We start from the raw sequence: 22,666 nt of genomic DNA, 5'->3' as shown, positions 1-22,666 counted from the left end.
GGCGTCGAGCCGGCGGCGTCGAGTGGGGGAGGGTTGCCGGGGGAGAGGACGGCCGTCAGGGGTGGAGGCGGGTGAGGGTGGCTATGTCGGTGGCGTGGCCCTCGTGCTTCTCGGTGGGGGTTTCCACGACGACGGGGATGCCGGCGGTCGCCGGGTGGGCCATCAACTCGGCGAAGGCCGGCTCGCCGATGTTGCCCTTGCCGATGTTCTCGTGCCGGTCCCGGGTCGAACCGCACAGGTCCTTGGAGTCGTTGGCGTGGATCAGCTTGAGCCGGTCCGCCCCGACCGTGGCGACCAGGGTGTCCAGGGTCGCCGTCATGCCGCCCGCCACGGCCAGGTCGTGCCCGGCCGCCCAGGCGTGGCACGTGTCGAAGCAGACGCCCAGCCCCGGGTGCCTGTCGACCGCGTCCAGGTAGGGGCCGAGGTGCTCCACCCGGGAGGCCAGTGACCGGCCGCCACCGGCGCTCGGCTCCACCAGCAGCAATGGACCGCCGCTGGCCGTGGTCTCGTCGAGCAGCGGCAGCAGCGCCTCGCGTACCTGTCGCATGGCGGTCTCGGCGTAGCCGGCGTCGACCGCGCTGCCGGCGTGGAACACCACGCCCCGCGCCCCGATCGCCCGCCCCCGGCGCAGCGCGTGCGTCAGCGTCTGCGTCGACTTCTCCACAGTCGCCGCCGTGGGCGAACCGAGGTTGACCAGCAGCGACGCGTGGATGTAGACCGGTACGCCCCGGGCGGCGCAGCCCTCGGCGAACAGCGCGTCCTGGGCGGGGTCGCCGGGCGGCAGCGCCCAGCCCCGCGAGTTGGAGACGTAGACCTGCACCACCCGGGAGCCGGTCGCGTCCACGTACGGCAGGGCCGCCCTGGCCAGCCCACCCGAGGTCGGGGTGTGCGAGCCGACCGGCCGGTGGCCGCTCACAGGCAGCCCAGGGTGACCGGGGTGCCCGGTGGCACCTGCGAGTTCTCGCCCGGGTTCTGGAACCGGACGATGCCGTTGGGGTTGAACTGCACGTTCACCGTGAACCCGGCCCCCTCCAACTGCTGCTTGGCCTGCTGGCAGGGCAGGTCGACCACCCGGGGCACGGTCACCTGCGGCGGGCCCTTGCTGACGTCCAGCTTGACCTTGGTGCCCTTCTCCACACCCGCGCCGTCGGCCGGGCTCTGCCCGAGGACCTCGTCGCGCGGCTTGTCGGATTCCTTGTACGTCTCGACCAGCTCCAGGCCGAGCCGGGACAGGGCGGTGCGGGCGTCGGTGAGGCTCTTGCCGACCAGGTCGGGCACCGTGATCGGGGCGCGGCCCCGGCTCAGGATGACCGTCACCTTGGTGCCCGGCTTCACCTCGGTGCCCACCTTCGGGTTGGTGTCCACCACCACCCCGGCCGGCAGGTTGTCGTCGTAGCGGGGCGTGCCCTTGGCGACCACCAGTTTCGCGCTGGTCAGGTCGGCCTCGGCCAGATCGAACTCCTTGCCGACGACGTCCGGCAGCGGGAACCGCTCCGGGCCCAGGGAGAGGGTCAGCGTGATGGTGCCACCCTTGAGGATCTTGGCAGCCGAGCCCGGGTCCTGGGTGATCACCCCGTCGCGGGGCACCTTCTCGTCGTAGCGGGGCTCGGCGAAGGCGACCTGGAAACCCGCCCGGTCCGCCTGCGCCTGCGCGTCGGCCCGGCTCAGGTTCACCAGCTGCGGCGCGACCGTGTACCGGCCCACCCCCACCCACCAGCCGCCCATCGCGGCGAGCAGGCCGACCACCACCACGGCCGCCGCGACCGACAGCCGCCCGCGCGGGGTGCCCATCACCCGGGTACGCAGCTCCGCCAGGCGGGATCCCAGGCCGGCGCTCTCGGCGGCCCGCCGCCGGTGCGGGCGCTGCGGGGCGGCCGGCTCGGGCAGCCGGGCCCAGGTCGGCCGGGTCGCCGGGCTGACCGCCGCGACCACCATCGTCGGCTCGGCCACCGCCGGCAGCTCCCCGGCCACCCGGCCCAGCACGGCGGTGTGCGCGTTCGGGTTGCCCAGGTCGTCCCGGGCCACCTGCACCTCGGCCAGCAGGGCGCCCGCGTCGGCCGGCCGGGCGCCCGGGTCCCGCCGGGTCGCCCGCGCGACCAGTTCGTCGAGCACCCGGGGCAGGCCGGGCACCAGGACCGAGGGGGCCGGGACGTCCTTGTCGACGTGCTGCCAGGCCACGTCGACCGGGCGGTCCCCGTCGTACGGCACCCGGCCGGTGAGCATCTCGAACAGCACGATGCCCGCCGAGTAGACGTCGGTGCGCGGGTCGGCGCGTCCGTCGGTGACCAGCTCCGGCGCCACGTACGCGACGGTTGCCATCAGCTGGTTGCCGTCGCCCTCCTCGGCGCTTGCCTCCACCGCCCGGGCCAGGCCGAAGTCGGCGACCTTGACCACACTGTCGACCAGGTTGGCCACCCCGCCGGTGGGCGCCTCGGCCACCAGCACGTTCTCCGGCTTGACGTCGCGGTGGACCAGCCCGGCCCGGTGCGCGGCGGCGATCGCGGCGAGCATCTGCTCCATGATCGCCAGTGCCTCGTCGGGGTTGAGCCGGCGGCGTTCGGCCAGCACCTCGCGCAGGGTGCGGCCCCGGACGTACTCCATCACCAGGTAGGGCAGCCCCTGGTGGGTGCCCTGGTCGTAGACGGCGACCACGTTGGGGTGGGTCAGCCGGGCGATGGCCTTGGCCTCGTCGGTGAACCGGTCCGGGAAGCCCGCCAGCCGGGACCGCGCCTCCGCGGCCTGGGACGGGTGGATGATCTTCACCGCGACGGTACGCTCCAGGCGCTCGTCGGTGGCGGTGTACACGGTCGCCATGCCGCCACGGGCCACGCGACCGCGTATGCGGTAGCGCCCGTCGAGCAGCGAGCCCAGCAACGTGTCGGCGACCTGTATGTCCATCGGCAGGGAGTCTATGTGTCCTGAGGGTGAAGGTTGAACAGGATGCTACAGCCGGGGTCGGTGCCGGTCGGTCCCGCCGCGCTCGCCCCGGCCCGACGGGGTGCCGCTGCACGGGCGGCCGGGCGACGTGGCAGGGTGGTCCGGTGACCGAACCCGTACCCGCCGACCAGTCCGCCGGCAGCGACCTCGGCGGCCCCAGCGACCCGGCCGCGTGGCTCACCCTCCCGGACGTCGCCGAGCGGCTCGACCTGTCGATCAGCAAGGTCCACCAGATGATCCGGGACCGCGAACTGCTCGCCGTCCGCCGCGACGGGGTGCGCCGGATTCCCGCCGACCTGGTCGCCAACAAGACGGTGCTCAAGCACCTGCCCGGCGTGCTCACCCTGCTCGCCGACGCCGGCTACGACGACGAGGCCGCCCTGCGCTGGCTCTACGAGCCCGACGACACCCTCTCCGGCGGCACGGGCGCGGCCACCCTCGGCGGCGACCACGCCCGCGAGGTCAAACGCCGCGCCCAGGCCCTGGGCTTCTGACCCCACTCCCACTCCTGCTCCCGCCGGCCCCCACCGTGCCGGCGGTCCGCCGCACCGCGTTGATCAAGAGGTTTCGGTCATCCCCGGGGACATCCGTGACGCAAACCTCTTGATCAACGCGCCCCAGCGACGGGCTCCAGCGACGCGCCCCAGCGACGGGCTCGAGCGACGGGCTCCAGCGGGGTGGGCGGGTCAGTCGGCGCGGCGGGTGGCGGCGATGGCGAGGTCCACCAGGGCCTGCCGGGCCTCGGTGTCGAGGTCGACACCGGCCAGGGCGGCCAGCGCGGCGTCGGTCAGGGTGACGATGCGCTGTTCGGTACGGGCCAGCGCGCCGGTGCCGGAGATCAGCTCACGGAGCCGGGTCACCCCGTCCCCGTCCAGCTCCGGATCGCCGAGCCGGCCGAGCAGCAGCTCCCGGCCGGCCTCGTCGGCGGCCTCCACCGCCGCCGCGACCAGGTAGGTGCGCTTGCCCTCGCGCAGGTCGTCCCCGGCCGGCTTGCCGGTCTGCGCCGGGTCGCCGAACACCCCGAGCACGTCGTCGCGGAGCTGGAACGCCTCACCGAGCGGCAACCCGTACGCCGAGTAGGCGGTGCACACGTCGGCGGACGCGGCGGCGAGCGCGCCACCGAGCAGCAACGGCCGCTCGACCGTGTACTTGGCCGACTTGTACCGGGCCACCTTGCCCGCCCGGTCCAGCGACACCTCCCCGGTGGCCTGGGTCAGCACGTCCAGGTACTGCCCGACGGTGACCTCGCCGCGCATCTCGTCGAAGACCGGCCGGGCCCGCGCCACCGTGTGCGGGTCCAGCCCGGCGGAGTGCAGCAGCTCGTCGGACCAGACCAGGCAGAGGTCGCCGAGCAGGATCGCCGCCGCGTCGCCGAAGGCGTCCGGGTCGCCGCCCCACCCGTGGGCGCGGTGCCGGGTGGCGAACCGCCGGTGCACGGCGGGCTCACCGCGCCGGGTGTCGGAGCGGTCCATCAGATCGTCGTGGATCAGGGCGCTGGCCTGGAAGAACTCCAGCGCCGCCAGGGCGGTCACCACCTGGTCGGCGTCCACCCCGCCGGCCCCCCGGAACCCCCAGTACGCGAACGCCGGGCGCAGCCGTTTGCCGCCGCCGAGTACGAACCCCTCGATGGTCTCGGCGATCGGCGTCAGGGCGTCGTCGATGCCGGCCATCCAGCTACGCCGGCCGGCCAGGAACTCGGTCAGCGCCTTGTCGACACGCTGCCGTAGGCCGGCACGGTCGACGGGGGAGACGGGAGCAGCGTGGGTCACGCCACGACGCTAGCCGGTCCCCACCTCCACCGCCTCACCAGCGCCTCGGCGCGTCACCCGGCCCGCTGCCCGCCCCGAGCGGACCGGACGGTCGGGGCGGGCAGCCGGACGGGACGGAGCGCGTCCGACGCCGGGCCGCTCCGACACCGCGCCGGCCCGGCGTCGCTCCGGTGGCGGGCCGGCCCCTGCGGACGCCGTTCGGCTCGGCCGCAGGCCGTTCGGCCCGTCGGCCCCGGTGCGGCGGTTCCGGCCCGGACCGGCCCGCCGGGCGCGGGACGACCCGGTGGACGGCGGCCCGATCGGGGCGTCGAGCACGACGGCGAGCTGCCGCCGCCAGCGGTCGCCTGGCACGCGTACCGAGCGTTCCCAGCGGGACACCTCGTGCCGGGTGAGGGTGGCCGTGCCGGCGGCGGCGCAGAGTTCGTCGGCGAGCCGCCGCTGGCTCCAGCCCCGGGCCAGCCGGAGCTGCGTGATCAGCGGCCCGAGCGGGCGGGGGTCGGACGGGGTCATCGGTCCTCCGGGGGATGTCGGCGCGGCCCGCCCGCCCCGCGGGGCGGCCGACGTGCCACGGTCGCGTGCTGCCGACCCCCGCGCGTGACCCCGGGCGTCGGCCCCCACCGACGCCACCCGCGCCCCCTCGTTCTACCCCCGGGGTACGACGTCGTCCGCAGCGGCGGCCGACGCGGTTTCGGCGGGTGTCGATGCTCCGGTGGGAAGTGTGTGAGGGCGGACGGCGTCGCCCGCTAGAGTCGTCACGTGGCGCTCGGTCTTCCCTCCGTCCTTCCCAATCCCCAGCCGGCGATCGGGGAGCTGATCCGCGACCGCCAGCCGACGTTCTCCTTCGAGTTCTTCCCGCCCAAGACGGCGCAGGGGGAGCGGCTGCTCTGGCAGGCGATCCGGGAGCTGGAGCCGCTGCGCCCGTCGTTCGTGTCGATCACCTACGGGGCCGGCGGCTCGACCCGGGACACCACGGTCGCGGTGACCGAACGGATCGCCACCGAGACCACCCTGCTGCCGATGGCCCACCTGACCGCCGTCAACCACTCCGTCGCCGAGCTGCGCAACGTGATCGGGCGGCTGGCCGGCGTGGGGGTGCGCAACGTGCTCGCCGTCCGGGGTGACCCGCCCGGCGATCCGGGTGGCGAGTGGGTCCGTCACCCCGAGGGCGTCGACTACGCCGAGGACCTGGTCCGGCTGGTCCGCGAGGCCGGCGACTTCAGCGTCGGGGTGGCCGCCTTCCCCTACAAGCACCCCCGCTCGGCCGACGTGGCCAGCGACACCGCGCACTTCGTCCGCAAGTGCCGGGCGGGTGCGGAGTTCGCCATCACCCAGATGTTCTTCGACGCCGACGACTACCTGCGGCTGCGCGACCGGGTGGCGGCGGCCGGCTGCGACACCCCGATCCTGGCCGGGGTGATGCCGGTGACCCAGATCGGCACCATCGAACGCTCGGTGCAGCTGTCCGGCGCGCCGTTCCCACCCGCGCTGGCCGCGCGGTTCGAACGGGTCGCCGACGACCCGGAGGCGGTCCGCCGGCTCGGCATCGAACAGGCCAGCGAGATGTGCGCCCGGCTGCTCGACGAGGGGGTGCCCGGCATCCACTTCATCACCCTCAACCGTTCTCCCGCGACCCGGGAGGTGTGGCGCAGCCTGCGGGCCGACGCCCGGGTGTGAACGCGCCGGCCCCGACACCTCGACCGCGCCGCGACGGTTGACCGATGGTGGGCACACAGCTGAAGTGGGACGAGTACGCGACCGCGTGGGCGCGGTTGCACGGCGGCTTCGACCCCCGGGTCGCCGCGCCGGTGGTCCGTGCCTGGCTGCGTTTCGCGTACCACGTCGGTTACGTGCTGGGTCGGCTGCGGGTGACCCCGACCGCGGTGACCGTCGGTGGGGTGCTGCTCTGCCTGTGCGTGCCGTTGTTCAGCGCCCGGTCGGGGCAGGGGCCGATCGTCGGCGCGCTGTTCGTGCTGCTCGCCTCGGTCGCCGACAGCGTCGACGGGGCGGTCGCGGTCGCCACCGGCCGGACCACCCGGCTCGGCTACGTCTACGACTCGGTCGCCGACCGGCTCGGTGAGATCGCCTGGCTGGCGGCGTTCTGGCTGGTCGGAGCGCCGGGTGCGCTGGTGGTCGCGGCCGGCGCGCTGTCCTGGCTGCACGAGTACGTGCGGGCCCGCGCGGTGGCCGCCGGGATGCGGGAGATCGGCGCGGTCACCGTGGGGGAGCGGCCCACCCGGGTCTGCGTCGCCCTGGTCGGGCTGCTGCTGGCCGGGCTGACCGGGCTGATCGACCTCGACCTGGCCGCCGGCACCATCACCATGGCCACCGCCGTCTGGGTGCTGCTGGCCGGCTTCGGCCTGGGGCAGTTGCTGTCCACCGTCCGCCGCGCCCTGCTCGACGCCGGCTGACCCGCCCGCCCCCGCCGCCGGCTCCCGCTCCCGCCCCTGCCCCGCCTCCTCGACGCCGGACCCGCCGCCACACTCCCGCCGCCTGGTCGGCGACGCGGCCGGGCGATGGTCAACTCATTGTCGGCGAAACAGCGGCTTCCGAGACGCGGGACACCGCTGTTTCGCCGCAACAGCGGCCACCCGCCCTGGCCACCCGGCCACGCGGCCCGGCCCGGCGGGCCAGGCAGGGCTGGGTCTACCAGGCGGGGCCGATCTCGTCGGCGACGATCTGCGCCGACAGGGTGACCATGGGCAGGCCGCCGCCGGGGTGGGTGGAGCCGCCGACCAGCCACAGCCCGCGTGCCGGGCCCCGGTTGGCCGGGCGGAGCAGCCCCCCGGCCGTGCCGTAGATCGACCCGCCGGGCGCGGCCGTCGCGGCGTCCAGGTCGGCGGGGGTACGGATCTCACGGAACACCAGCCGGTCCCGCACGTCGACCCCGCGCGCGGCGAGCACGTCGAGGACCCGGTCGGCGTACGCGTCGGCGAGCCCCGGCCGACGCCAGTCGACGGCATCCGGGGCGGTGCCGTGGCGGGCGGCGTTGACCAGCACGAACCACGCCTCGTGCCCGGCCGGGCGGACCATCGGGTCGTCGGCCACGGTGACGAAGACCGTCGGGTCGGTCGCCGGTCGGGCCCGGATCCCCCGCCCGGGGTCGCCGAAGACGGCGTCGAACTCGGCGTCGTAGTCGTCGGGGAAGAAGACGTTGTGGTGGGCCAGCCCGGAGTCCCCGCGTACCCCGAGCAGCAGCACGAAACCGGCCAGGCTGCGGTCGGTGAGCGCGGCCAGCCGGCCCGGGTGCGGCAGCAGGTCCCGGTAGACGGTGAGCGCGTCGGCGTTGGCGACGACCACGTCGGCGGGGACGGGTGCGTGGACCCCGGCGAGGCGTACCCCGTGCACCCGGCCCCCGGCGGCGTCGATCCGGGTGACGGTCTCCGCGGTGCGGACCGTCACGCCCAGGTCCAGGCAGCGGGACAGCAGCGCGTCGGCCAGGGTGCCCAGCCCGCCGCGCAGGTACCAGCCACCGAAGGTCAGCTCGGCGTAGGGGACGGCGACCAGCGCGGCCGGGGCGCGGCGCGGGTCGGCGCCGGTGTAGGTGGCGTACCGGTCGAGCAGCATCCGCAGCCGGGGGTCGGACAGGTGGCTGCGGCCCAGCCCGCGCAGGGTGCGGCCGGGCCCGATCGCGGCCAGGTCACCCAGCCGCCAGGCCAGCGTCGCCAGGTCGCGCGGCGAGTCGACGGTACGCCGCAGGATGTCCCGGTGCGACGCGGTCCACACCCGGGCGGCCCGCCGCCACAGCCGCCGCCAGTCGGCGGCGGCCCGGTCGCCGAGAGTGACACCGATGCGGGCGGCGAACTCGTCCGGGTCGGCACACGAGTCGAGGGCCGGCCCGCCGCCGGGGAAGACGTGCCGCACGATCGGGTCCAGCGGGGTCAGGTCGAGGTACTCGTCGAGCTTCGCGCCGGTGGCCTCGAACAGCTCGTGGAAGACCTGCGGCAGGGTGAGCAGGCTCGGCCCGGTGTCGAAGTGGAAGCTGCCGGCCGGGGTGTCGTGGACGTGCCGGCCGAGTTTGCCGCCGACGGTGTCGGACCGTTCGAAGACGGTCACCTCGTGCCCGCTGACGGCGAGCCGGGCGGCGGTGGCCAGCCCGCCCACGCCGGCGCCGATGACCACGATCCGCGCCATGCCGCGCCTCCTAGCTGACCGGGCGGCCACGCCAGGACAGGCGACGCCGCTTCCGCAGATGGTACGACCGCAGGGTCAGCCAACCGAGCACCACGACCGAGCCGGGGTGGGCCAGCGCGTCGGGCCAGGCCCGGCCGCCGGTGGCGCGGGCGGCGACCACCCGTCCGGCGACTCCCGCCGCGTACCCGCACAGGGCCAGCCCGGCGGCCGGCGGTGAACCCGCCACCAGCGCCGCCACCGCCAGCAGCGGCGGCGCGGTGTAGAGCAGGAGCAGCGCGGCGACCACGGCGGCTGCGGCTCCCGGGTGGCCGAAGGTGGCCCAGAGCGACTTGGTGTAGCCGTCGCGCAGCTGCGGCCAGGTCTCGTACATCCGGCAGGCGGCCAGCCGGGAGCCGTCGGCAAGCGCGATCCGGCCACCGGAGCGTTTCACCGCCCGCGCCAGCTCGATGTCCTCCAGCACCCGGTCGGCGACCGCGGCGTGCCCGCCGGCCCGCTCGTAGCCGGCCCGGTCCACCAGCAGGAACTGCCCACCGGCGGCGGCCAGCGACGGCCGCGGCGAGCGTTCCATCGCGCGCAGCGGCAGGAAGGTCAGCCACAACCACTGCAACAGCGGCTGCACCAGCCGGTCACCCACCGTCCGCACCAGAATCCTCGGGTACGCCGACAGCAGCGTCGCCCGCGCCGCGCGTAGCTCGGTCACCGCCGCCGCGACCGCGTACGGGGTGAGCACCACGTCCGCGTCGACGAAGGCGTACACGGTGGCGTCCGGCCCGGCGTGCCCGGCGAGCTGGTGGCAGGCGTACGGCTTGCCCAGCCAGCCCGGTGGCGGGGTGACCCCGGTGCGCAGGGTGACCCGGGGGTCGTCGCCGGCGACCGCGCGGACCACCTCGGCGGTGCCGTCGGTCGAGCCGTCGTCGAGCACCACGATCCGTAGGTCGGGCACCCCCTGCTGGGCGAGCAGCGCGCGCAGGCACGGGGTGACCCGGTCGGCCTCGTCGCGCAGCGGCAGCAGCACCGCCACCGTCTCGTCGACCCCGGCCGGCCCGTCGGCGGGCCGGCGCAGCCAGTACCGGGCGTTGACCCAGGTGTGCGCGGTCAGCGCGGTCACCGCGACGGCCAGCACGACCGCGACGACGGTCACCGCCATGCCCTGACCGACCCGGCCGGGCGCGGTCGTCGTCCCGGTGTCGGGTGCCGGCGCGGTGGCGGGGCGGGTCGACCGGGTCGGGTGCCGCTCATGCCGGTGTGTCGACGCCGGTGCGGGCCGGTGCCGGCCGGTCGGCGGGCCGGCGACGGGCGCGCAGCAGGGTCACCGCCAGCGGCACCGCCACCACCGCCATGCCCACCGCGCCCCAGATCGCCGAGGCGGGCAGCCGGAGGAAGACGGCGTGCGCCAGCACGCTGGAGAAGTACGTCCACAGGTAGAGGGCGGACATCGGGTCGTCGCGGGAGTCGGTGACCGCGACGGCCGGCCCGGCCAGCGGGCGCAGCGCGCTCATCAGCAGCACCGCGAACAGCAGCCAGCCCAGGTAGTTGCTGACCGGGATGCCGGGCAGTCCGGGCAGCGCCGGGGTGGCGTCGCGCCACACCCAGTAGCCCTCGGCCACCATCTGCGGGTCGAGGAAGAGGTCCCAGCCGGCCAGCCCGACGGTGGCCAACGCCACCCGCCCGACGTGCCCTCCCGGCGTCAGGGTGCCGGGCGTCCGGCCGGCGGGCGTGGTCAGCCGGACGGCGGCCAGCCAGGCGGGCCAGGCCATCCAGGTCCAGGCCAGCGGGATGATCAACGGCACCCCGGCCAGCTTCGGCCCCAACTCCCCCGAGTAGTCGTAGCTGCCGAACGGGAAGCCCGTCGCCACCCCCAGCGCCTCGATGGCGAACCCGCCGCCGGTGGCCACCGCGACCAGCGCCGCCGCCGTGCGGGGACCCCGGGTGAGCAGCGCGTGCCCCACCGCGAGTAGGTAGCCGAGCACGACCGTGGCGACGGTGAGCCGGGCCCGGGTGGCCCCGGTGGTGAGCGGGTAGCAGATCTGGATCAGCACCAGCAGGGCCAGCAGCAGCCACGGGACGTGCCGGCGGGTCACGACGCGGCCGGCCCGGACGTGTCGGGCCGGGGCAGCGGCAGGTCCCGGCCGAGCACCCCGAACGGTCGTTCGTCGCCGGGGAACCGGAAGTGCCGCAGCACGTCGACGAAGCCGAACCGCCGGTAGAGCCGCCAGGCCCGGGACGTCTGCTCGTCGGCCTCCGGGGTGGACAGCAGGGTGGTGCCGCCCTCGGCGATGCTGAGCAGGGCGGTGAGCTGCCGGGCGCCCAGTCCGTGCCCCTGCGCGGGCGGCCGGACGTGCAACTCGACCACCTCGAAGCAGTGGGTCAGCCAGCGCTGCCGGGCGTCCGGGGGAAGCGCCCGGTAGACCTGGTCGTGCCACCACTGTCCACCCGCGCCGAGGTAGCCGTATCCGAAGCCGGCCAGGTGGCCCTCGCTGGTGAGGCTGGCGACGGCGCGGAACCCGGGCCGGCGGGCGTGGGTGGCGATGTAGCCGCGTCGGGCCTCCAGCAGGTCGCTGCGGTAGCCCATCGCCTCCCCGTACACCGCGACCACGTCGTCGAGCCGCCGGACGAGATCCTCCGGCGTCCACCGCACCAACCTCATGCGCGTCCTCTCACGGTTGCGGATCACCGTCGGCGACCCAACCCAGCACCGACCGGTCACCGACCACTGCGCGCACCTCGAAGCGCGCGAACAACTCCTCCGCGTACCACCCCTCGGTGGGGGTGCGGGTGATCGCCGCGCGGTGCTCCGGGTGACGGTACGCGAAGGCCACGAGGTCCGTCGGGTCGCGCCACACGCTGACCGTGCCCTGCCAACCCAGCGGGGCCTCACCGACACCGAACCGGGCGAGCAGCCCCGGCGCGGCGTGCAGCGCGGCGGCGACCGGCGGGACGGCCCGCCAGAAGGTGAGCGCCCGGCGGGGACGCAACCGGGCCCGGGTCAGCGCCAGCACCGGCCCGTCGACCCGGCCGCCCGCCGGTTCGCCGAACGGCCGCCGGCCCGACCACTCGCCCCGGCTGGTCACCGGGCGCAGCTCCAGCCGGGCCGAGGCGTGGGCGATCCGGGCCCAGGAGCGGCCGACCGGGGAGACGTCGAAGCCGGCCGCCGCGGCGGGGGAGTCCCACACCACCAGCGCCGCCCACCGGGTCAGGTCGGCGTCCCCCGGGCCGAAGCCGGTGCCGGTCCCGGTGCCGAGCAGCTTGCCGAACCGTACGCCGGGGGTGCGCCGCAGCTGCCACGGATGCCGGGCCATCCGGGCCAACGCCCGCCCGACGGCGACCCGGGGCACCCGCCACACGTGCAGGGTGACCAGCTCCGGGGTGGTGTTCACGCCACCTCGGCGGGGGTGCCGCCGGTGATCCGCAGCAGCTCCGGGTAGGTGGTGGGGAAGACCGCCTGCGGTACGCCCCCGGCGGCCCACACCTGCGGGTGCCCGGCCAGGGCGGTGTCGACCAGGGTGCGCAGCGGCCCGGGGTGGCCGACCGGGGCGACCCCGCCGATCACCTGGCCGGTGTGCTCCCGGACGAAGTCGGGGGTGGCCCGGCGCAGGTGGGTCACCCCGAGCCAGGCGGCCAGGCCGGCGGTGTCGACCCGGTGCGCGCCGGAGGTGAGCACCAGCAGCGGTGTGCCGTCGGCGTCGAAGACCAGCGAGTTGGCGATCGCGCCGACGGTGACGCCGAGCGCGTCGGCCGCCGCGACGGCGGTGTGCGCCGCCGCGGGCAGCAGGCGGACCCGGCTGGCCGCGCCGGAACCGTCCCGCGCGCCCGCGTCGTCGAGCGCCCGCTGCACCGCCTGCACGTTCGGGTGTGACTGCATGCGGCCCATTCTCCCCGGTACGCCCCGACGCCCCGCACCCGGCCGCCCATCGTGGCGGGTCAGCGGGCGGGTGGCGACCCGGGACGGGTGCCGGGCCAGTGCCCGGTGGCCCGGATCCGGCCGTCGGCGGTCACCAGCAGCGCCTCGTGGTCGGCCAGGCCGGTCAGCCAGGTCAGTGCGTCGTCGGCGTCGCGGGTCATCGCCGCGGTGGCGTACACGTCGGCCCAGAGCAGTTCCGGCCCGACCACGGTGACCGACCGCAGCGCGGTCGCCGGTCGGCCGGTACGCGGGTCCACGATGTGCGCGCCGCGCCGGGCGGTGCCCGAGGTGGCGACCGCGCCGTCGCGCCGGTCCAGCACGTCCAGCAGGTGGCCGGGGCGGTCCGGGTCCTCGATGCCGACCCGCCAGGCCGGCCGGTCCGTCCCGGCGTGCAGCACCACGTCCCCACCGGCGTTGAGACAGAGGTCGTGCCCGGCCAGATCGGCCAGCCACCCGGCGGCCCGCTGCACCGCCCACCCCTTGACCAGCCCGGACGGGTCGTAGCCGGCACCGCCGGTGGGCAGCGGCAGCCGCCGGGCGTCGAACCGGCCGCCGGTGCGCGTCCGGGCCAGTTCGCACAGCTCCGCCACCTCCCGTACCAGTGGGCTCGCGGTGGCCGGATCGGGTTCCCGCCCGGCCAGCCGTCCGATCTCGCTCTCCGGCCGGTAGGCGCTGAACGTCGCGTCGATCGCGCCCAGCCAGGTGAAGAACCGTTCCACCCGGGCGGCGACCGCGTCGTCGTGCACGTCCGGGCCGCGCAGGTGCACGCTGACCGGCAGCCCCATCACCTGCACCACCCAGGCCCGCCGGTCCAGCTCCGCCGTCCGGCCCGTCGGCGTGCTCATCTCAGGTGCGCCGCGTCGATGGCGGCCTGGAGGGACTCGCGGTAACCGTCGCTGGTGACGGTCGCCCCGGACACGGTGTCGATCCGGGCGCTCTGCGCGGTGAGCGCCGCCTGCCGCAGGATCGGCACCGCGTAGTCGTTGATCTGCTGGTCCCGGAAGTTGCCGTCGGGCACCTGGAGGGTCGTGACGTCGGTGATCCGCCCGCCCGTCACGGTGATCCGGACCTGCACCGGCCCCCACCGGGTCTGCGCCACCGACCCGTCGTGGCTTCCGTCGCCGGTGTCTGCGCCGTCGCCGGTGTTCGCGCCCTCGCCGGTGTTTGCGCCCGGCGCGCCCGAGCCCGGGTCGGTGCCGGTGGGCGTGTCCCCGGAGCCGGGGGAGGTGCCGCCGCGGTCGACGGCGACGGCGCTGGTCCCCCCACCGACGCCCATGGTGCTGGTCCGGTAGCTGAACAGCAGCACCAGGGCGGTCACCGTGGAGAGCAGCCAGATGGTGATCCGTCGCACGGTTCCCCCTTCCCGCCCGTCACCAGGCGAAGCGTTCGTGATGGACGTGCCGCTCGGGCACCCCGGCGGCCCGGGTCGCGGCCTGCACCGCGTCGACCCAGCCGTCCGGGCCGCAGAGGTAGACGTCGTGGTCGGCGATGTCGGGGGAGAGCCGACGCAGCGCCTCGGCGTCCGGGAGCCCGGCCGCGTAGCCGGGCAGCCAGGCGGGCTGCCGGCCGCGCGGACCGACCAGGTAGTGGACCGACACCCCGCGTTCGACCGCGAGCCGCTCCAGCTCCGCCCGGAAGACCAGCTCCTGCGGGGTACGCACGCGGTAGAGCAGCACCGCCTGCCCGGGTGCGTACGGCAGTTCCCGGAGCAGGGCCAGCAGCGGGGTGACGCCGATCCCGCAGGCGAGCAGGGTGATCCCGCCGCCGCGCCAGTGTTCCTCGGTCAGCCGCCCGTACGGGCCCTCCAGCAGCACCCGGGTGCCCGGTCGCAGGGTGGCCACCCGGGAGCTGTCGTCGCCGAGGTCCTTGACGGTGATCCGCATCAGGTCGCCCGTCGGCGGGGCGGACAGCGAGTACGGGTGCGCCCGGGACCAGCCGGGGCCGGTCAGGAAGCGCCAGCCGAAGAACTGCCCGGCCCGGACCGGCAGCCGGTCCAGGTCCCGCCCGCGCAACCAGACCGAGGTGACGCCGGGTGCCTCGGGGACCACTGCGGCCACCTCGACCCGGTGCCGCAGCGAGCGGTACGCCGGCAGCCCGAGCCGGAACACCAGCACGCTGCCCAGCGCCCCCAGGTACGCCGTCCACCAGTACGCCCGCGCGGCGGCCGAGGAGACGAAGTCCGCGCCGGTCCACAACTGGTGCGGCAGCGCCAACCCGGTCCCCAGGTACGCGTACAGGTGCAGCAGGTGCCAGGACTCGTAGCGCAGCCGACGGCGGGCCGCCCGGACCGAGGTGACCACCACCAGCACCAGCAGTGCCAGCGCGGCGGTGGCCAGCAGCATCCCCGGGTAGCCGGTGACCAGCAGCCAGAGCTGCGTCACGGGGTTCTCCCGGGCGGTGCCGGCGTACCCCAGGGTGGTCAGCAGCACGTGGGCCAGCAGCAGGTGGAACGAGGTGAAGCCGGCCAGCCGGTGCCAGCGGGCGATCCGGTCCTGGCCGAAGCGCCGTTCGACGAGCGGCACCCGGGCCATCAGCACCACCTGGACGAGCATCAGGTCGGCGCTGAGCAGGCCGGTGAGCCGGCCGGCGGAGGTGAGGCCGGTGGCCACCCCGGAGAGCAGTTCCTGCACCCCCCGGTCGGCGGTCCAGAGCGCGACGACGACCAGCAGGCTGAGCACCGCCGCGCTGCCGGCCAGGTCGGCCCACCAGCCGGGGGCGGTGGGCAACGGCCGGCGCGGGGTACCCCGGTCCAGGACGGTGGCGCTCATCCGCGGGTCGTTCCGGCGGGTCCTTCACTCATGCGTTCCACCCTGCGGCGGTGACCTCGGGCCAGGCTTTGCCGTCGCTGTGCGCGGGCTGGGAATCGTCGCTGGCACGCCGTACGCCAGACGTTGCGTTTTCGTCGGGGGCAGGGTGTACTGTCAGAGCAGTTAGAACGAGTGTTCGATTCACTCGCACACCCGTTCCAACGCCCCCGGGCGGTGTTTCGCGGCGTCGACCCGGGCAGGTGCGGTTTCGCGGACCGCACCGGGTTCCGGGCAGTCGCGAGCCCGGTCCCGTCAAGGCAGGTCGTCGCCCGCCGCCCACGACCCCCGGGCGGCGGGCGACGAACCCGCCGGTTCGCCGGCCGGGTGTGGTGTGGGGAAGCTCCGCACCCGGCCGGCCCCCAGCGGTGCGTCTTCCTCCGCACCACCCGCCCCGGGCGTCACGCCGGTGGACCTCCTCCACCGGGCGTCCCGCCCGATCCGGTCACGCGGAGGAGACAGTCATGCCGACCAACCCGGCCCAGGCGCCGACGGTGCCCGCGCACGTGCTGCCGCACCGCACCCCGACCCAACTCCTCACGGCGGCCCGACACGGGCTGGCCGAGGCCGCCCAGACCCGCCCCGACGGGCTGCGCTACGCCGCCGCCCACCTGGCCGCGCTCCGCGCCGCCGCCGCCCTGCTGGCCGCCCGGGCCCGGCCCGCGCCCGCCCGCCGCCGCCGGATCACCAGCGTCTGGGTGCTGCTCGCCGGGGTCGCCCCCGAACTGGACGAATGGTCCCGCTACTTCGCCGCCGCCGCCGGCAAGCGGGCCGCCGCCGAGGCCGGCATACCCCGGGTGGTGAACGCCCGGGAGGCCGACGACCTGCTCCGGGCCGCCGAACAGTTCGTGACGGTGGTGGAGCAGGCGCTCGGAGTGACCCACCAGCCCGCCCTCGACGGTCTCGCCGCCTGACCCGGGGCGTGCCCGGGTCCCCGCCGGGCACCTGACCCGGCCGGCACCGGGCCCGCCGCAGCACCTCGACGCAGCGTCCCACCGCGTCCGGGGTGAGCACGCAGTGCACCTGATCCACGCAACGACACGACGGGGGGTTGGTCCGATGGCGGGCCGCATGGTGGTCGGTTCCGCCGCACTGGCCGATCTGGTCCGCCCGGCGAGCGCCCCGGACCCGGCCGGCAGCCACCGGGTGCTCCCGGTGGCACCCGAGTTGACCGGCCTGCTGCCGCACCGGGGGCTGCGCCGGGGCAGTACGGTCGCCGTCACCGTCGGCCAACCCCGGCGCAGCGGCGGCACCTCCCTGGTGCTGGCGTTGCTCGCCGAGGCGTCCCGGGCCGGGTCGTGGTGCGCGGTGGTCGGGGTGCCCACCTTCGGCGCCGGTGCTGCCGCCGAGCTCGGCATCGCCCTGGACCGGCTGGCCCTCGTCCCGCATCCCGGTCCGGAGTGGCCGACCGTGGTCGCCGCCCTGATCGACGGGGTCGACGTGGTGGTGACCGCCGTACCGCACACCGTCTCCGCCCCGGTGGCCGACCGGCTGGCCGCCCGGGCCCGGCAACGCGGCTGCGTGCTCGTCCCGTACGGCCGGTGGACCGGTGCGGACGTGACGCTCCAGGTGGTCCGGGGGGTCTGGGAGGGGCTCGGGGCGGGGCGGGGCCGGCTGCGCCGACGCGAGGTCACCGTGTCGGCACGCGGACGCGGAGCGGCGGCCCGTCCGAAGGAGATCACGATGTGGCTGCCCGGCGACGCGCTCACCCGGGTCGTGCCCCCCGCCGCGCCGGCCGTCCCCGCCGCAACCGTCGGGCCCCGGCCGGGCGGATTCACCGTGGTCGGGTCCGGGTGACCGGCGCGCCCGTGCGCACCCTGCTGCTCTGGTGCCCGGACTGGCCGGTGCTCGCCGCCGAGATCGTCGACGGGGTGCCCGCCACCGGCCCGGTGGCCGTGCTGCACGCCAACCGGGTGGTGGCCTGCTCCGCACCGGCCCGTGCCGCCGGGGTACGCCGGGGCCTGCGCCGCCGGGAGGCGCAGGGGCGCTGCCCCACGTTGACCGTCGTCGACCACGACCCCGGTCGGGACGCCCGCGCCTTCGAACCGGTCCTCGCCGCCGTGGAGGAGGTCGCCGCCGGGGTCGAGGTGGTCCGCCCCGGCGTCTGCGCGCTCGCCGCCCGGGGGCCCGCCCGCTACCTCGGCGGTGAGGAGGCCGCCGCCGAGCGGATCATCGAACAGGTCGCCGAGTCCTGCGCGGTGGAGAGCCAGGTCGGGATCGCCGACGGGGTCTTCGCCGCCGGTCTCGCCGCGCGCACCGGTCAGGTGGTGCCGCCGGGCGGGACACCGGGGTTCCTGGCCGGGCTGCCCGTCGAGGCGATCGGCCGACCGGCCCTGGCCGACCTGCTGCGTCGGCTCGGCGTACGCACGCTCGGCGAGTTCGCGGCGCTGCCCGCCGGTGACGTGCTGGCCCGGTTCGGCTTCGACGGGGCCCTCGCCCACCGGCTCGCCGCCGGGCACGACCACCGGCCGCTCGCCGTCCGGCAGCCCCCGGTCGACCTGACCGTCACCGCCCACCACGACGAGCCCCTCGACCGGGTCGACGCGGCGGCCTTCGCCGCCCGGATGCTCGCCGAACGGCTGCACGACCGGTTGGCCGGGCACGGGCTGGCCTGCACCCGGCTCGGCATCGAGGCGGTCACCGCGCACGGCCAGGAGCTGCACCGGGTGTGGCGGCACGACGGGTTGCTCACCGCCGCCGCCATCGCCGACCGGGTGCGCTGGCAGCTCGACGGCTGGCTCTCCGGCAGCACCGGTCGGGCCGGTGCCCGACCGGCCCGGCCGACCGCCGGGATCGTCCGGCTGCGGCTGGTGCCCGACGGGCTGCTGGCCCGGGGCGGACTGCAACCCGGCCTGTGGGGGGAGGCCGGCGAGGAACGCGACCGGGCGCACCGGGCGCTAAGCCGGGTGCAGGGCATCCTCGGCCCGGAGGCGGTGGTCACCGCCGTGCTGGGCGGTGGTCGCTCCCCGGCCGACCAGACCCGCCTGGTCCCCTGGGGCGACGAACGGCTCCCGGCCCGCCCCGGCCCGCCCCCGCTGCCGGACGTCGTCGAGGCGTCGCCGGATGCCGCCGGGCGGGCGGTGACGCAGCCCGGTGGTGCCGGGCGGGGCGAGCCACGGCGGCCGGGTCCCGTACCGCCGTGGCCGGGGCGGCTACCGCCACCCGCGCCGGCCGTCGTGCTGCCCGTTCCGCTGACTGCGACCGTGCACGACGTCACCGGGGAACCGGTGCTGGTCAGCGCCCGGCTGGCGGTCAGCGCCGCGCCCGCCCGGCTGGCCGTCGGCGGCGCCACCCCGACGGAGATCGTCGGCTGGACCGGCCCGTGGCCGGTGGACGAGCGGTGGTGGGCCCCCGCCGAGGCCCGCCGTCGGGCCCGGTTCCAGGTCTGCCTGGCCGACGGTGCCGCCCTGCTGCTGGCCGTCGAGGCGGGCCGGTGGCTGGTGGAGGCGATCTATGACTGACCGGTGGTCCGCGCTGGTCCGGTCGGTGTGGCGTTCCGTCCGGGGCCATCCCGCGTCCCGACGATGTTTCCGGGTGAGCGGTATGCCTGGCGGTCATAAATATGACTCAGCGGCATACCGCTCACCGAGCGATCCATTCCCGTCCGCGACGCCCCTGCCGCACCACGCAGCCGGTCGCAGGAAGAGATCCGGATGAGCTTCCACAATCCGAAGCTGCCCTGGTCGGAACTGGAGCGGGTGCTGTCCGGACGGTCCACCACCGACGGCGGCGCAGGCCCCGGCGAGCCCCGGGGTGACGGGGGACGGGGCGGGCGGCGGCGCGGGGAACGGCACCTGCACGTGGTGGACCCGCTCGCCGACGCCGACGGCGGCGACTCGCCGGCCTGGACCCGGCACCGCGAGCGGTACGCACCGCCGGAGCTGACCCGCCCGGACGACCCGGTGCCCTACGCCGAACTGCACGCGCACACCAACTTCAGTTTCCTCGACGGGGCGAGCCACCCGGAGGAACTGGCCGAGGAGGCCGCCCGGCTGGGGTTGACCGCGCTCGCCGTGACCGACCACGACGGGTTCTACGGGGTGGTCCGGTTCGCCGAGGCGGCCCGTACGCTGCGCCTGCCCACGGTCTTCGGAGCGGAACTGTCGCTGGGGCTGCCCGGCCCGCAGCAGGGCGAGCCCGACCCGCTGGGCCGGCACCTGCTGGTGCTCGCCCACGGCCACGAGGGGTACGCCCGGCTCGCGTCGGTCATCTCCCGGGCCCAGCTACGCGGCGGCGAGAAGGGCCGGCCGGTCTACGGCGAACTGGAGGAGGTCGCCGCCGAGCTGCGCGACCACGTGCTGGTGCTGACCGGCTGCCGCAAGGGGCACGTGCCGGCGGCGCTGCTCACCGAGGGGGTGGACGCGGCGGCCCGGGAGCTGGGCCGGCTCACCGCGCTGTTCGGCGCGGAGACGGTGGCGGTGGAGCTGACCGACCACGGGCACCCCGTCGACGCCGACCGCAACGACGCGCTCGCCGAGCTGGCCGCCGCCGCCGGGCTGCCCACCGTGGCCAGCAACAACGTGCACTACGCCAACCCGGGGCGACGGCGGCTGGCGACCACCCTGGCCGCCGTACGGGCCCGACGCAGCCTGGACGAGATCGACGGCTGGCTGCCCGCCGCCGCCACCGCCCACCTGCGCAGCGGCGCGGAGATGGCGGCCCGGTTCGCCGCGTACCCGGGCGCGGTGTCCCGGGCCGCCGAGTTCGGCGCGGAACTCGCCTTCGACCTGCACCTGGTCGCGCCCCGGCTGCCGGCGTACCCGGTGCCGGCGGGGCACACCGAGATGAGCTGGCTGCGCCACCTGACGCTGGCCGGGGCGCACGAGCGCTACGGGCCGCCCGGGGCGCACCCGGAGGCGTACGCGCAGCTGGAGCACGAGCTGCGGATGATCGACGAGCTGGGCTTCCCCGGATACTTCCTGGTGGTCTACGACATCGTGGCGTTCTGCCGCGCACAGGACATTTACTGCCAGGGCCGGGGTTCGGCGGCCAACTCGGCGGTCTGCTACGCGCTGCGGATCACCAACGTGGACGCGGTACGGCACCGGCTGCTGTTCGAACGGTTCCTCGCCCCGGAACGCGACGGGCCACCCGACATCGACGTGGACATCGAGTCCGACCGACGGGAGGAGGTGATCCAGCACGTCTACGCCCGCTACGGCCGGGAGCACACCGCCCAGGTCGCCAACGTCATCTCGTACCGGCCCCGGTCGGCGGTGCGGGACGTGGCGAAGGCGTTCGGCTACTCGCCCGGCCAGCAGGACGCCTGGAGCAAGCAGATCGACCGCTGGGGTTCCGTCGCGGCGGTCGACGTCGAGGGCATCCCCGAGCAGGTGGTGGCGTACGCCGACGAGTTGCAGACGTTCCCCCGGCACCTGGGCATCCACTCCGGCGGCATGGTGATCTGCGACCGGCCGGTGATCGAGGTGTGCCCGGTGGAGTGGGGGCGGATGCCCGGCCGCAGCGTGCTCCAGTGGGACAAGGACGACTGCGCGGCCGTCGGGCTGGTCAAGTTCGACCTGCTCGGGCTGGGCATGCTGTCGGCCCTGCACTACGGCTACGACCTGATCGGCCAGAGCCTCGACCTGGGCGAGATGACGTTGGACGACCCCGAGGTCTACGACATGCTCTGCCGAGCCGACTCGGTAGGGGTGTTCCAGGTGGAGAGCCGCGCCCAGATGGCCACCCTGCCCCGGCTGAAACCCCGCGAGTTCTACGACCTGGTGGTGGAGGTGGCGCTGATCCGACCCGGCCCGATCCAGGGCGGTTCGGTGCATCCGTACATCAGGCGCAAGAACGGCCAGGAGCCGGTGACGTACCCGCATCCGCTGATGCGCAACGCGCTGGAGAAGACCCTCGGCGTGCCGCTGTTCCAGGAGCAGCTGATGCAACTCGCCATCGACCTGGCCGGTTTCGACGCCGCCGGGGCCGACCAGTTGCGCCGGGCGATGGGGGCGAAACGGTCGGTGCAGCGGATGGCGCAGCTCGCCGACCGGCTCTACGCCGGGATGGCCGAGCGGGGCATCACCGGCGAGCTGGCCGACGACGTCTACCGCAAGCTCACCGCGTTCGCCAGCTACGGCTTCCCGGAGAGCCACGCGATGAGTTTCGCCTACCTGGTGTACGCCAGCTCCTGGCTCAAGCGGCACCACCCGGCGGCGTTCCTGGCCGCCCTGCTCAACGCCCAACCGATGGGCTTCTACGCGCCGCAGACCCTGGTCGACGACGCCCGGCGGCACGGCGTCGAGGTCCGCCGGCCGGACGTCAACGCCAGCGGGGCCGGTGCGGTGCTGGAGTCCACCCCGCAGACCCGCTGGGGGAGCGTGCCGGGGGAACCGCCGCACGCCTGGGGGCTGGGCGGTCCGGCGGTCCGGCTCGGGCTGGGCGGTGTCCGTACCCTCGGCGACGACCTGGCGAGGCGGATCGTGGCGGAGCGGACGGCGCACGGGGCGTACCGGGACATGCCGGATCTGGCCCGGCGGGTCGGTCTCACCGCGGGCCAGCTGGAGGCGCTGGCCACCGCGGACGCCTTCGCCTGTTTCGGGCTGACCCGGCGGCAGGCGCTCTGGGCGGCCGGCGCGGCGGCCCAGGACCGGCCGGGTCGGCTGCCCGGCACGGTGACCGGCGCGGCGGCCCCCACCCTGCCCGGGATGGAGGCGGTGGACCGGCTCGTCGCCGACGTCTGGGCCACCGGGCTGTCCCCGGAGACCCACCCGGCCCGGTTCGTCCGGGACCGGCTCGACGCGCTGGGTGCGGTGCCGATCGCCAGGCTGGGACGGGTGGAGCCGGGTCGGCGGGTCCGGGTCGGCGGGATCGTCACCCACCGGCAACGGCCGGCGACGGCCGGCGGGGTCACCTTCCTCAACCTGGAGGACGAGACCGGAATGCTGAATGTCACGTGTTCGCCGGGGCTGTGGCAGCGCTACCGTCGAATCGCCCGCACCAGCAGCGCCCTCGTGGTCCGTGGTCGGTTGCAGCGGCACGAGGGGGTCACCAACCTCACCGCCGACCGGCTGGACCCGATCACGCCGCCGGTGGAACCCGCCTCCCGCGACTTCCGGTGAAGTGATCCACATTACGGTTTTCCCGGCCGGGAGACAGGAGAATTCCGGCACGCGCGGGCA

At 75.7% G+C, this 22,666-nt stretch carries 20 protein-coding genes; 7 read left to right on the top strand and 13 right to left on the bottom strand.

Translation table 11 applies throughout. The features are described 5' to 3' along the window. Positions 1-55: 55 nt before the first annotated feature. Both JQX11_RS27220 and pknB read right to left on the bottom strand, forming a co-directional pair. Positions 56-916: a deoxyribonuclease IV gene (locus JQX11_RS27220; protein ID WP_204927794.1), complete on the bottom strand. Its 861-nt coding sequence runs from the start codon at positions 914-916 to the stop codon at positions 56-58. Beyond that, positions 913-2,898, bottom strand: coding sequence for a Stk1 family PASTA domain-containing Ser/Thr kinase (gene pknB / locus JQX11_RS27215; RefSeq protein WP_204927793.1), 1,986 nt, complete (start codon positions 2,896-2,898; stop codon positions 913-915). Before pknB ends, JQX11_RS27220 begins: the two co-directional genes overlap by 4 nt. Before the next feature lie 143 nt (positions 2,899-3,041). Here pknB and JQX11_RS27210 point away from each other — a divergent pair, with 143 nt between their 5' ends. Continuing rightward, positions 3,042-3,431, top strand: coding sequence for an Rv2175c family DNA-binding protein (locus JQX11_RS27210; RefSeq protein WP_088643009.1), 390 nt, complete (start codon positions 3,042-3,044; stop codon positions 3,429-3,431). Positions 3,432-3,623: 192 nt separating this feature from the next. Here the strand turns inward: JQX11_RS27210 and JQX11_RS27205 are convergent, their stop codons facing one another. Together JQX11_RS27205 and JQX11_RS27200 are read right to left on the bottom strand one after the other, a co-directional pair. Next, on the bottom strand, positions 3,624-4,706 hold the full coding sequence (locus tag JQX11_RS27205) for a polyprenyl synthetase family protein (protein WP_204927792.1): 1,083 nt from the start codon (positions 4,704-4,706) through the stop codon (positions 3,624-3,626). Positions 4,707-4,715: 9 nt separating this feature from the next. Continuing rightward, entirely contained in the window at positions 4,716-5,216 is a 501-nt protein-coding gene (locus JQX11_RS27200) for a helix-turn-helix domain-containing protein (protein WP_204927791.1), read from the bottom strand. A 246-nt stretch (positions 5,217-5,462) separates the two neighbouring features. On the opposite strand from JQX11_RS27200, the gene metF reads away from it, so the two are divergent. Then, positions 5,463-6,380: a methylenetetrahydrofolate reductase [NAD(P)H] gene (gene metF / locus JQX11_RS27195; protein WP_088643011.1), complete on the top strand. Its 918-nt coding sequence runs from the start codon at positions 5,463-5,465 to the stop codon at positions 6,378-6,380. A 44-nt stretch (positions 6,381-6,424) separates the two neighbouring features. Next, complete coding sequence (locus tag JQX11_RS27190) at positions 6,425-7,114, top strand: CDP-alcohol phosphatidyltransferase family protein (protein ID WP_204927790.1); 690 nt, start codon at positions 6,425-6,427, stop codon at positions 7,112-7,114. Between the two features lie 235 nt (positions 7,115-7,349). Here the strand turns inward: JQX11_RS27190 and JQX11_RS27185 are convergent, their stop codons facing one another. The 9 genes from JQX11_RS27185 to JQX11_RS27145 all read right to left on the bottom strand — a co-directional run bounded on the left by JQX11_RS27185 (position 7,350) and on the right by JQX11_RS27145 (position 15,506). Further along, on the bottom strand, positions 7,350-8,837 hold the full coding sequence (locus JQX11_RS27185; RefSeq protein WP_204927789.1) for a phytoene desaturase family protein: 1,488 nt from the start codon (positions 8,835-8,837) through the stop codon (positions 7,350-7,352). 10 nt (positions 8,838-8,847) lie between these two features. Continuing rightward, complete coding sequence (locus JQX11_RS27180) at positions 8,848-9,984, bottom strand: glycosyltransferase family 2 protein (RefSeq protein ID WP_204927788.1); 1,137 nt, start codon at positions 9,982-9,984, stop codon at positions 8,848-8,850. Between the two features lie 88 nt (positions 9,985-10,072). Then, on the bottom strand, positions 10,073-10,918 hold the full coding sequence (locus tag JQX11_RS27175) for a carotenoid biosynthesis protein (RefSeq protein ID WP_204927787.1): 846 nt from the start codon (positions 10,916-10,918) through the stop codon (positions 10,073-10,075). Beyond that, entirely contained in the window at positions 10,915-11,484 is a 570-nt protein-coding gene (locus JQX11_RS27170) for a GNAT family N-acetyltransferase (protein ID WP_204927786.1), read from the bottom strand. Before JQX11_RS27170 ends, JQX11_RS27175 begins: the two co-directional genes overlap by 4 nt. A gap of 10 nt (positions 11,485-11,494) precedes the next feature. Further along, positions 11,495-12,214: a monooxygenase gene (locus tag JQX11_RS27165; protein ID WP_204927785.1), complete on the bottom strand. Its 720-nt coding sequence runs from the start codon at positions 12,212-12,214 to the stop codon at positions 11,495-11,497. Further along, positions 12,211-12,699: a YbaK/EbsC family protein gene (locus JQX11_RS27160; protein ID WP_204927784.1), complete on the bottom strand. Its 489-nt coding sequence runs from the start codon at positions 12,697-12,699 to the stop codon at positions 12,211-12,213. The genes JQX11_RS27165 and JQX11_RS27160 overlap by 4 nt, the downstream gene beginning before the upstream one ends. 59 nt (positions 12,700-12,758) lie before the next feature. Beyond that, on the bottom strand, positions 12,759-13,583 hold the full coding sequence (locus JQX11_RS27155; RefSeq protein WP_204927783.1) for an FAD:protein FMN transferase: 825 nt from the start codon (positions 13,581-13,583) through the stop codon (positions 12,759-12,761). After that, positions 13,580-14,089, bottom strand: a complete 510-nt coding sequence (locus tag JQX11_RS27150) for an FMN-binding protein (protein ID WP_204927782.1) — start codon at positions 14,087-14,089, stop codon at positions 13,580-13,582. Before JQX11_RS27150 ends, JQX11_RS27155 begins: the two co-directional genes overlap by 4 nt. 19 nt (positions 14,090-14,108) lie before the next feature. Continuing rightward, a complete protein-coding gene (locus JQX11_RS27145; RefSeq protein WP_204927781.1) occupies positions 14,109-15,506 on the bottom strand; it encodes a ferredoxin reductase family protein in 1,398 nt (465 codons plus the stop codon). Positions 15,507-16,006: 500 nt separating this feature from the next. On the opposite strand from JQX11_RS27145, the gene JQX11_RS27140 reads away from it, so the two are divergent. The 4 genes from JQX11_RS27140 (at position 16,007) to JQX11_RS27125 (ending at position 22,606) form a co-directional block, all read left to right on the top strand. Next, positions 16,007-16,456, top strand: a complete 450-nt coding sequence (locus JQX11_RS27140) for an SAV_6107 family HEPN domain-containing protein (protein ID WP_204927780.1) — start codon at positions 16,007-16,009, stop codon at positions 16,454-16,456. 145 nt (positions 16,457-16,601) lie between these two features. Beyond that, positions 16,602-17,339 carry a DnaE2-dependent mutagenesis accessory factor ImuA' gene (imuA', locus tag JQX11_RS27135; RefSeq protein ID WP_204927779.1) on the top strand — a complete coding sequence of 246 codons (738 nt, stop codon included), beginning with the start codon at positions 16,602-16,604 and terminating at the stop codon, positions 17,337-17,339. After that, the gene (locus JQX11_RS27130; RefSeq protein WP_204927778.1) at positions 17,336-19,003 is read left to right on the top strand and encodes a DNA polymerase Y family protein; all 1,668 of its coding nucleotides are present in this window, start codon (positions 17,336-17,338) and stop codon (positions 19,001-19,003) included. Before imuA' ends, JQX11_RS27130 begins: the two co-directional genes overlap by 4 nt. A 192-nt stretch (positions 19,004-19,195) precedes the next feature. Beyond that, positions 19,196-22,606 (top strand): error-prone DNA polymerase, encoded by a 3,411-nt coding sequence (locus tag JQX11_RS27125; protein WP_204927777.1) that lies wholly within the window; start codon positions 19,196-19,198, stop codon positions 22,604-22,606. Positions 22,607-22,666 lie beyond the last annotated feature (60 nt).

The sequence above is a fragment of the Micromonospora humida genome (genome assembly GCF_016901255.1).
GTDB classification, from domain to species: Bacteria; Actinomycetota; Actinomycetes; order Mycobacteriales; family Micromonosporaceae; genus Micromonospora; species Micromonospora wenchangensis.
The sequence above is the reverse complement of the archived record's forward strand: the minus strand, read 5'-3'. Positions and strand labels throughout refer to the sequence as shown.

Bases quoted from the DNA above. Each gene is read 5' to 3' on its own strand.
- pknB (WP_204927793.1), bottom strand. From the start codon at position 2,898: ATGGACATACAGGTCGCCGACACGTTGCTGGGCTCGCTGCTCGACGGG.
- JQX11_RS27200 (WP_204927791.1), bottom strand. From the start codon at position 5,216: ATGACCCCGTCCGACCCCCGCCCGCTCGGGCCGCTGATCACGCAGCTC.
- JQX11_RS27190 (WP_204927790.1), top strand. From the start codon at position 6,425: ATGGTGGGCACACAGCTGAAGTGGGACGAGTACGCGACCGCGTGGGCG.
- JQX11_RS27185 (WP_204927789.1), bottom strand. From the start codon at position 8,837: ATGGCGCGGATCGTGGTCATCGGCGCCGGCGTGGGCGGGCTGGCCACC.
- JQX11_RS27180 (WP_204927788.1), bottom strand. From the start codon at position 9,984: ATGGCGGTGACCGTCGTCGCGGTCGTGCTGGCCGTCGCGGTGACCGCG.
- JQX11_RS27170 (WP_204927786.1), bottom strand. From the start codon at position 11,484: ATGAGGTTGGTGCGGTGGACGCCGGAGGATCTCGTCCGGCGGCTCGAC.
- JQX11_RS27160 (WP_204927784.1), bottom strand. From the start codon at position 12,699: ATGCAGTCACACCCGAACGTGCAGGCGGTGCAGCGGGCGCTCGACGAC.
- JQX11_RS27155 (WP_204927783.1), bottom strand. From the start codon at position 13,583: ATGAGCACGCCGACGGGCCGGACGGCGGAGCTGGACCGGCGGGCCTGG.
- JQX11_RS27145 (WP_204927781.1), bottom strand. From the start codon at position 15,506: ATGAGCGCCACCGTCCTGGACCGGGGTACCCCGCGCCGGCCGTTGCCC.
- JQX11_RS27140 (WP_204927780.1), top strand. From the start codon at position 16,007: ATGCCGACCAACCCGGCCCAGGCGCCGACGGTGCCCGCGCACGTGCTG.
- imuA' (WP_204927779.1), top strand. From the start codon at position 16,602: ATGGCGGGCCGCATGGTGGTCGGTTCCGCCGCACTGGCCGATCTGGTC.
- JQX11_RS27125 (WP_204927777.1), top strand. From the start codon at position 19,196: ATGAGCTTCCACAATCCGAAGCTGCCCTGGTCGGAACTGGAGCGGGTG.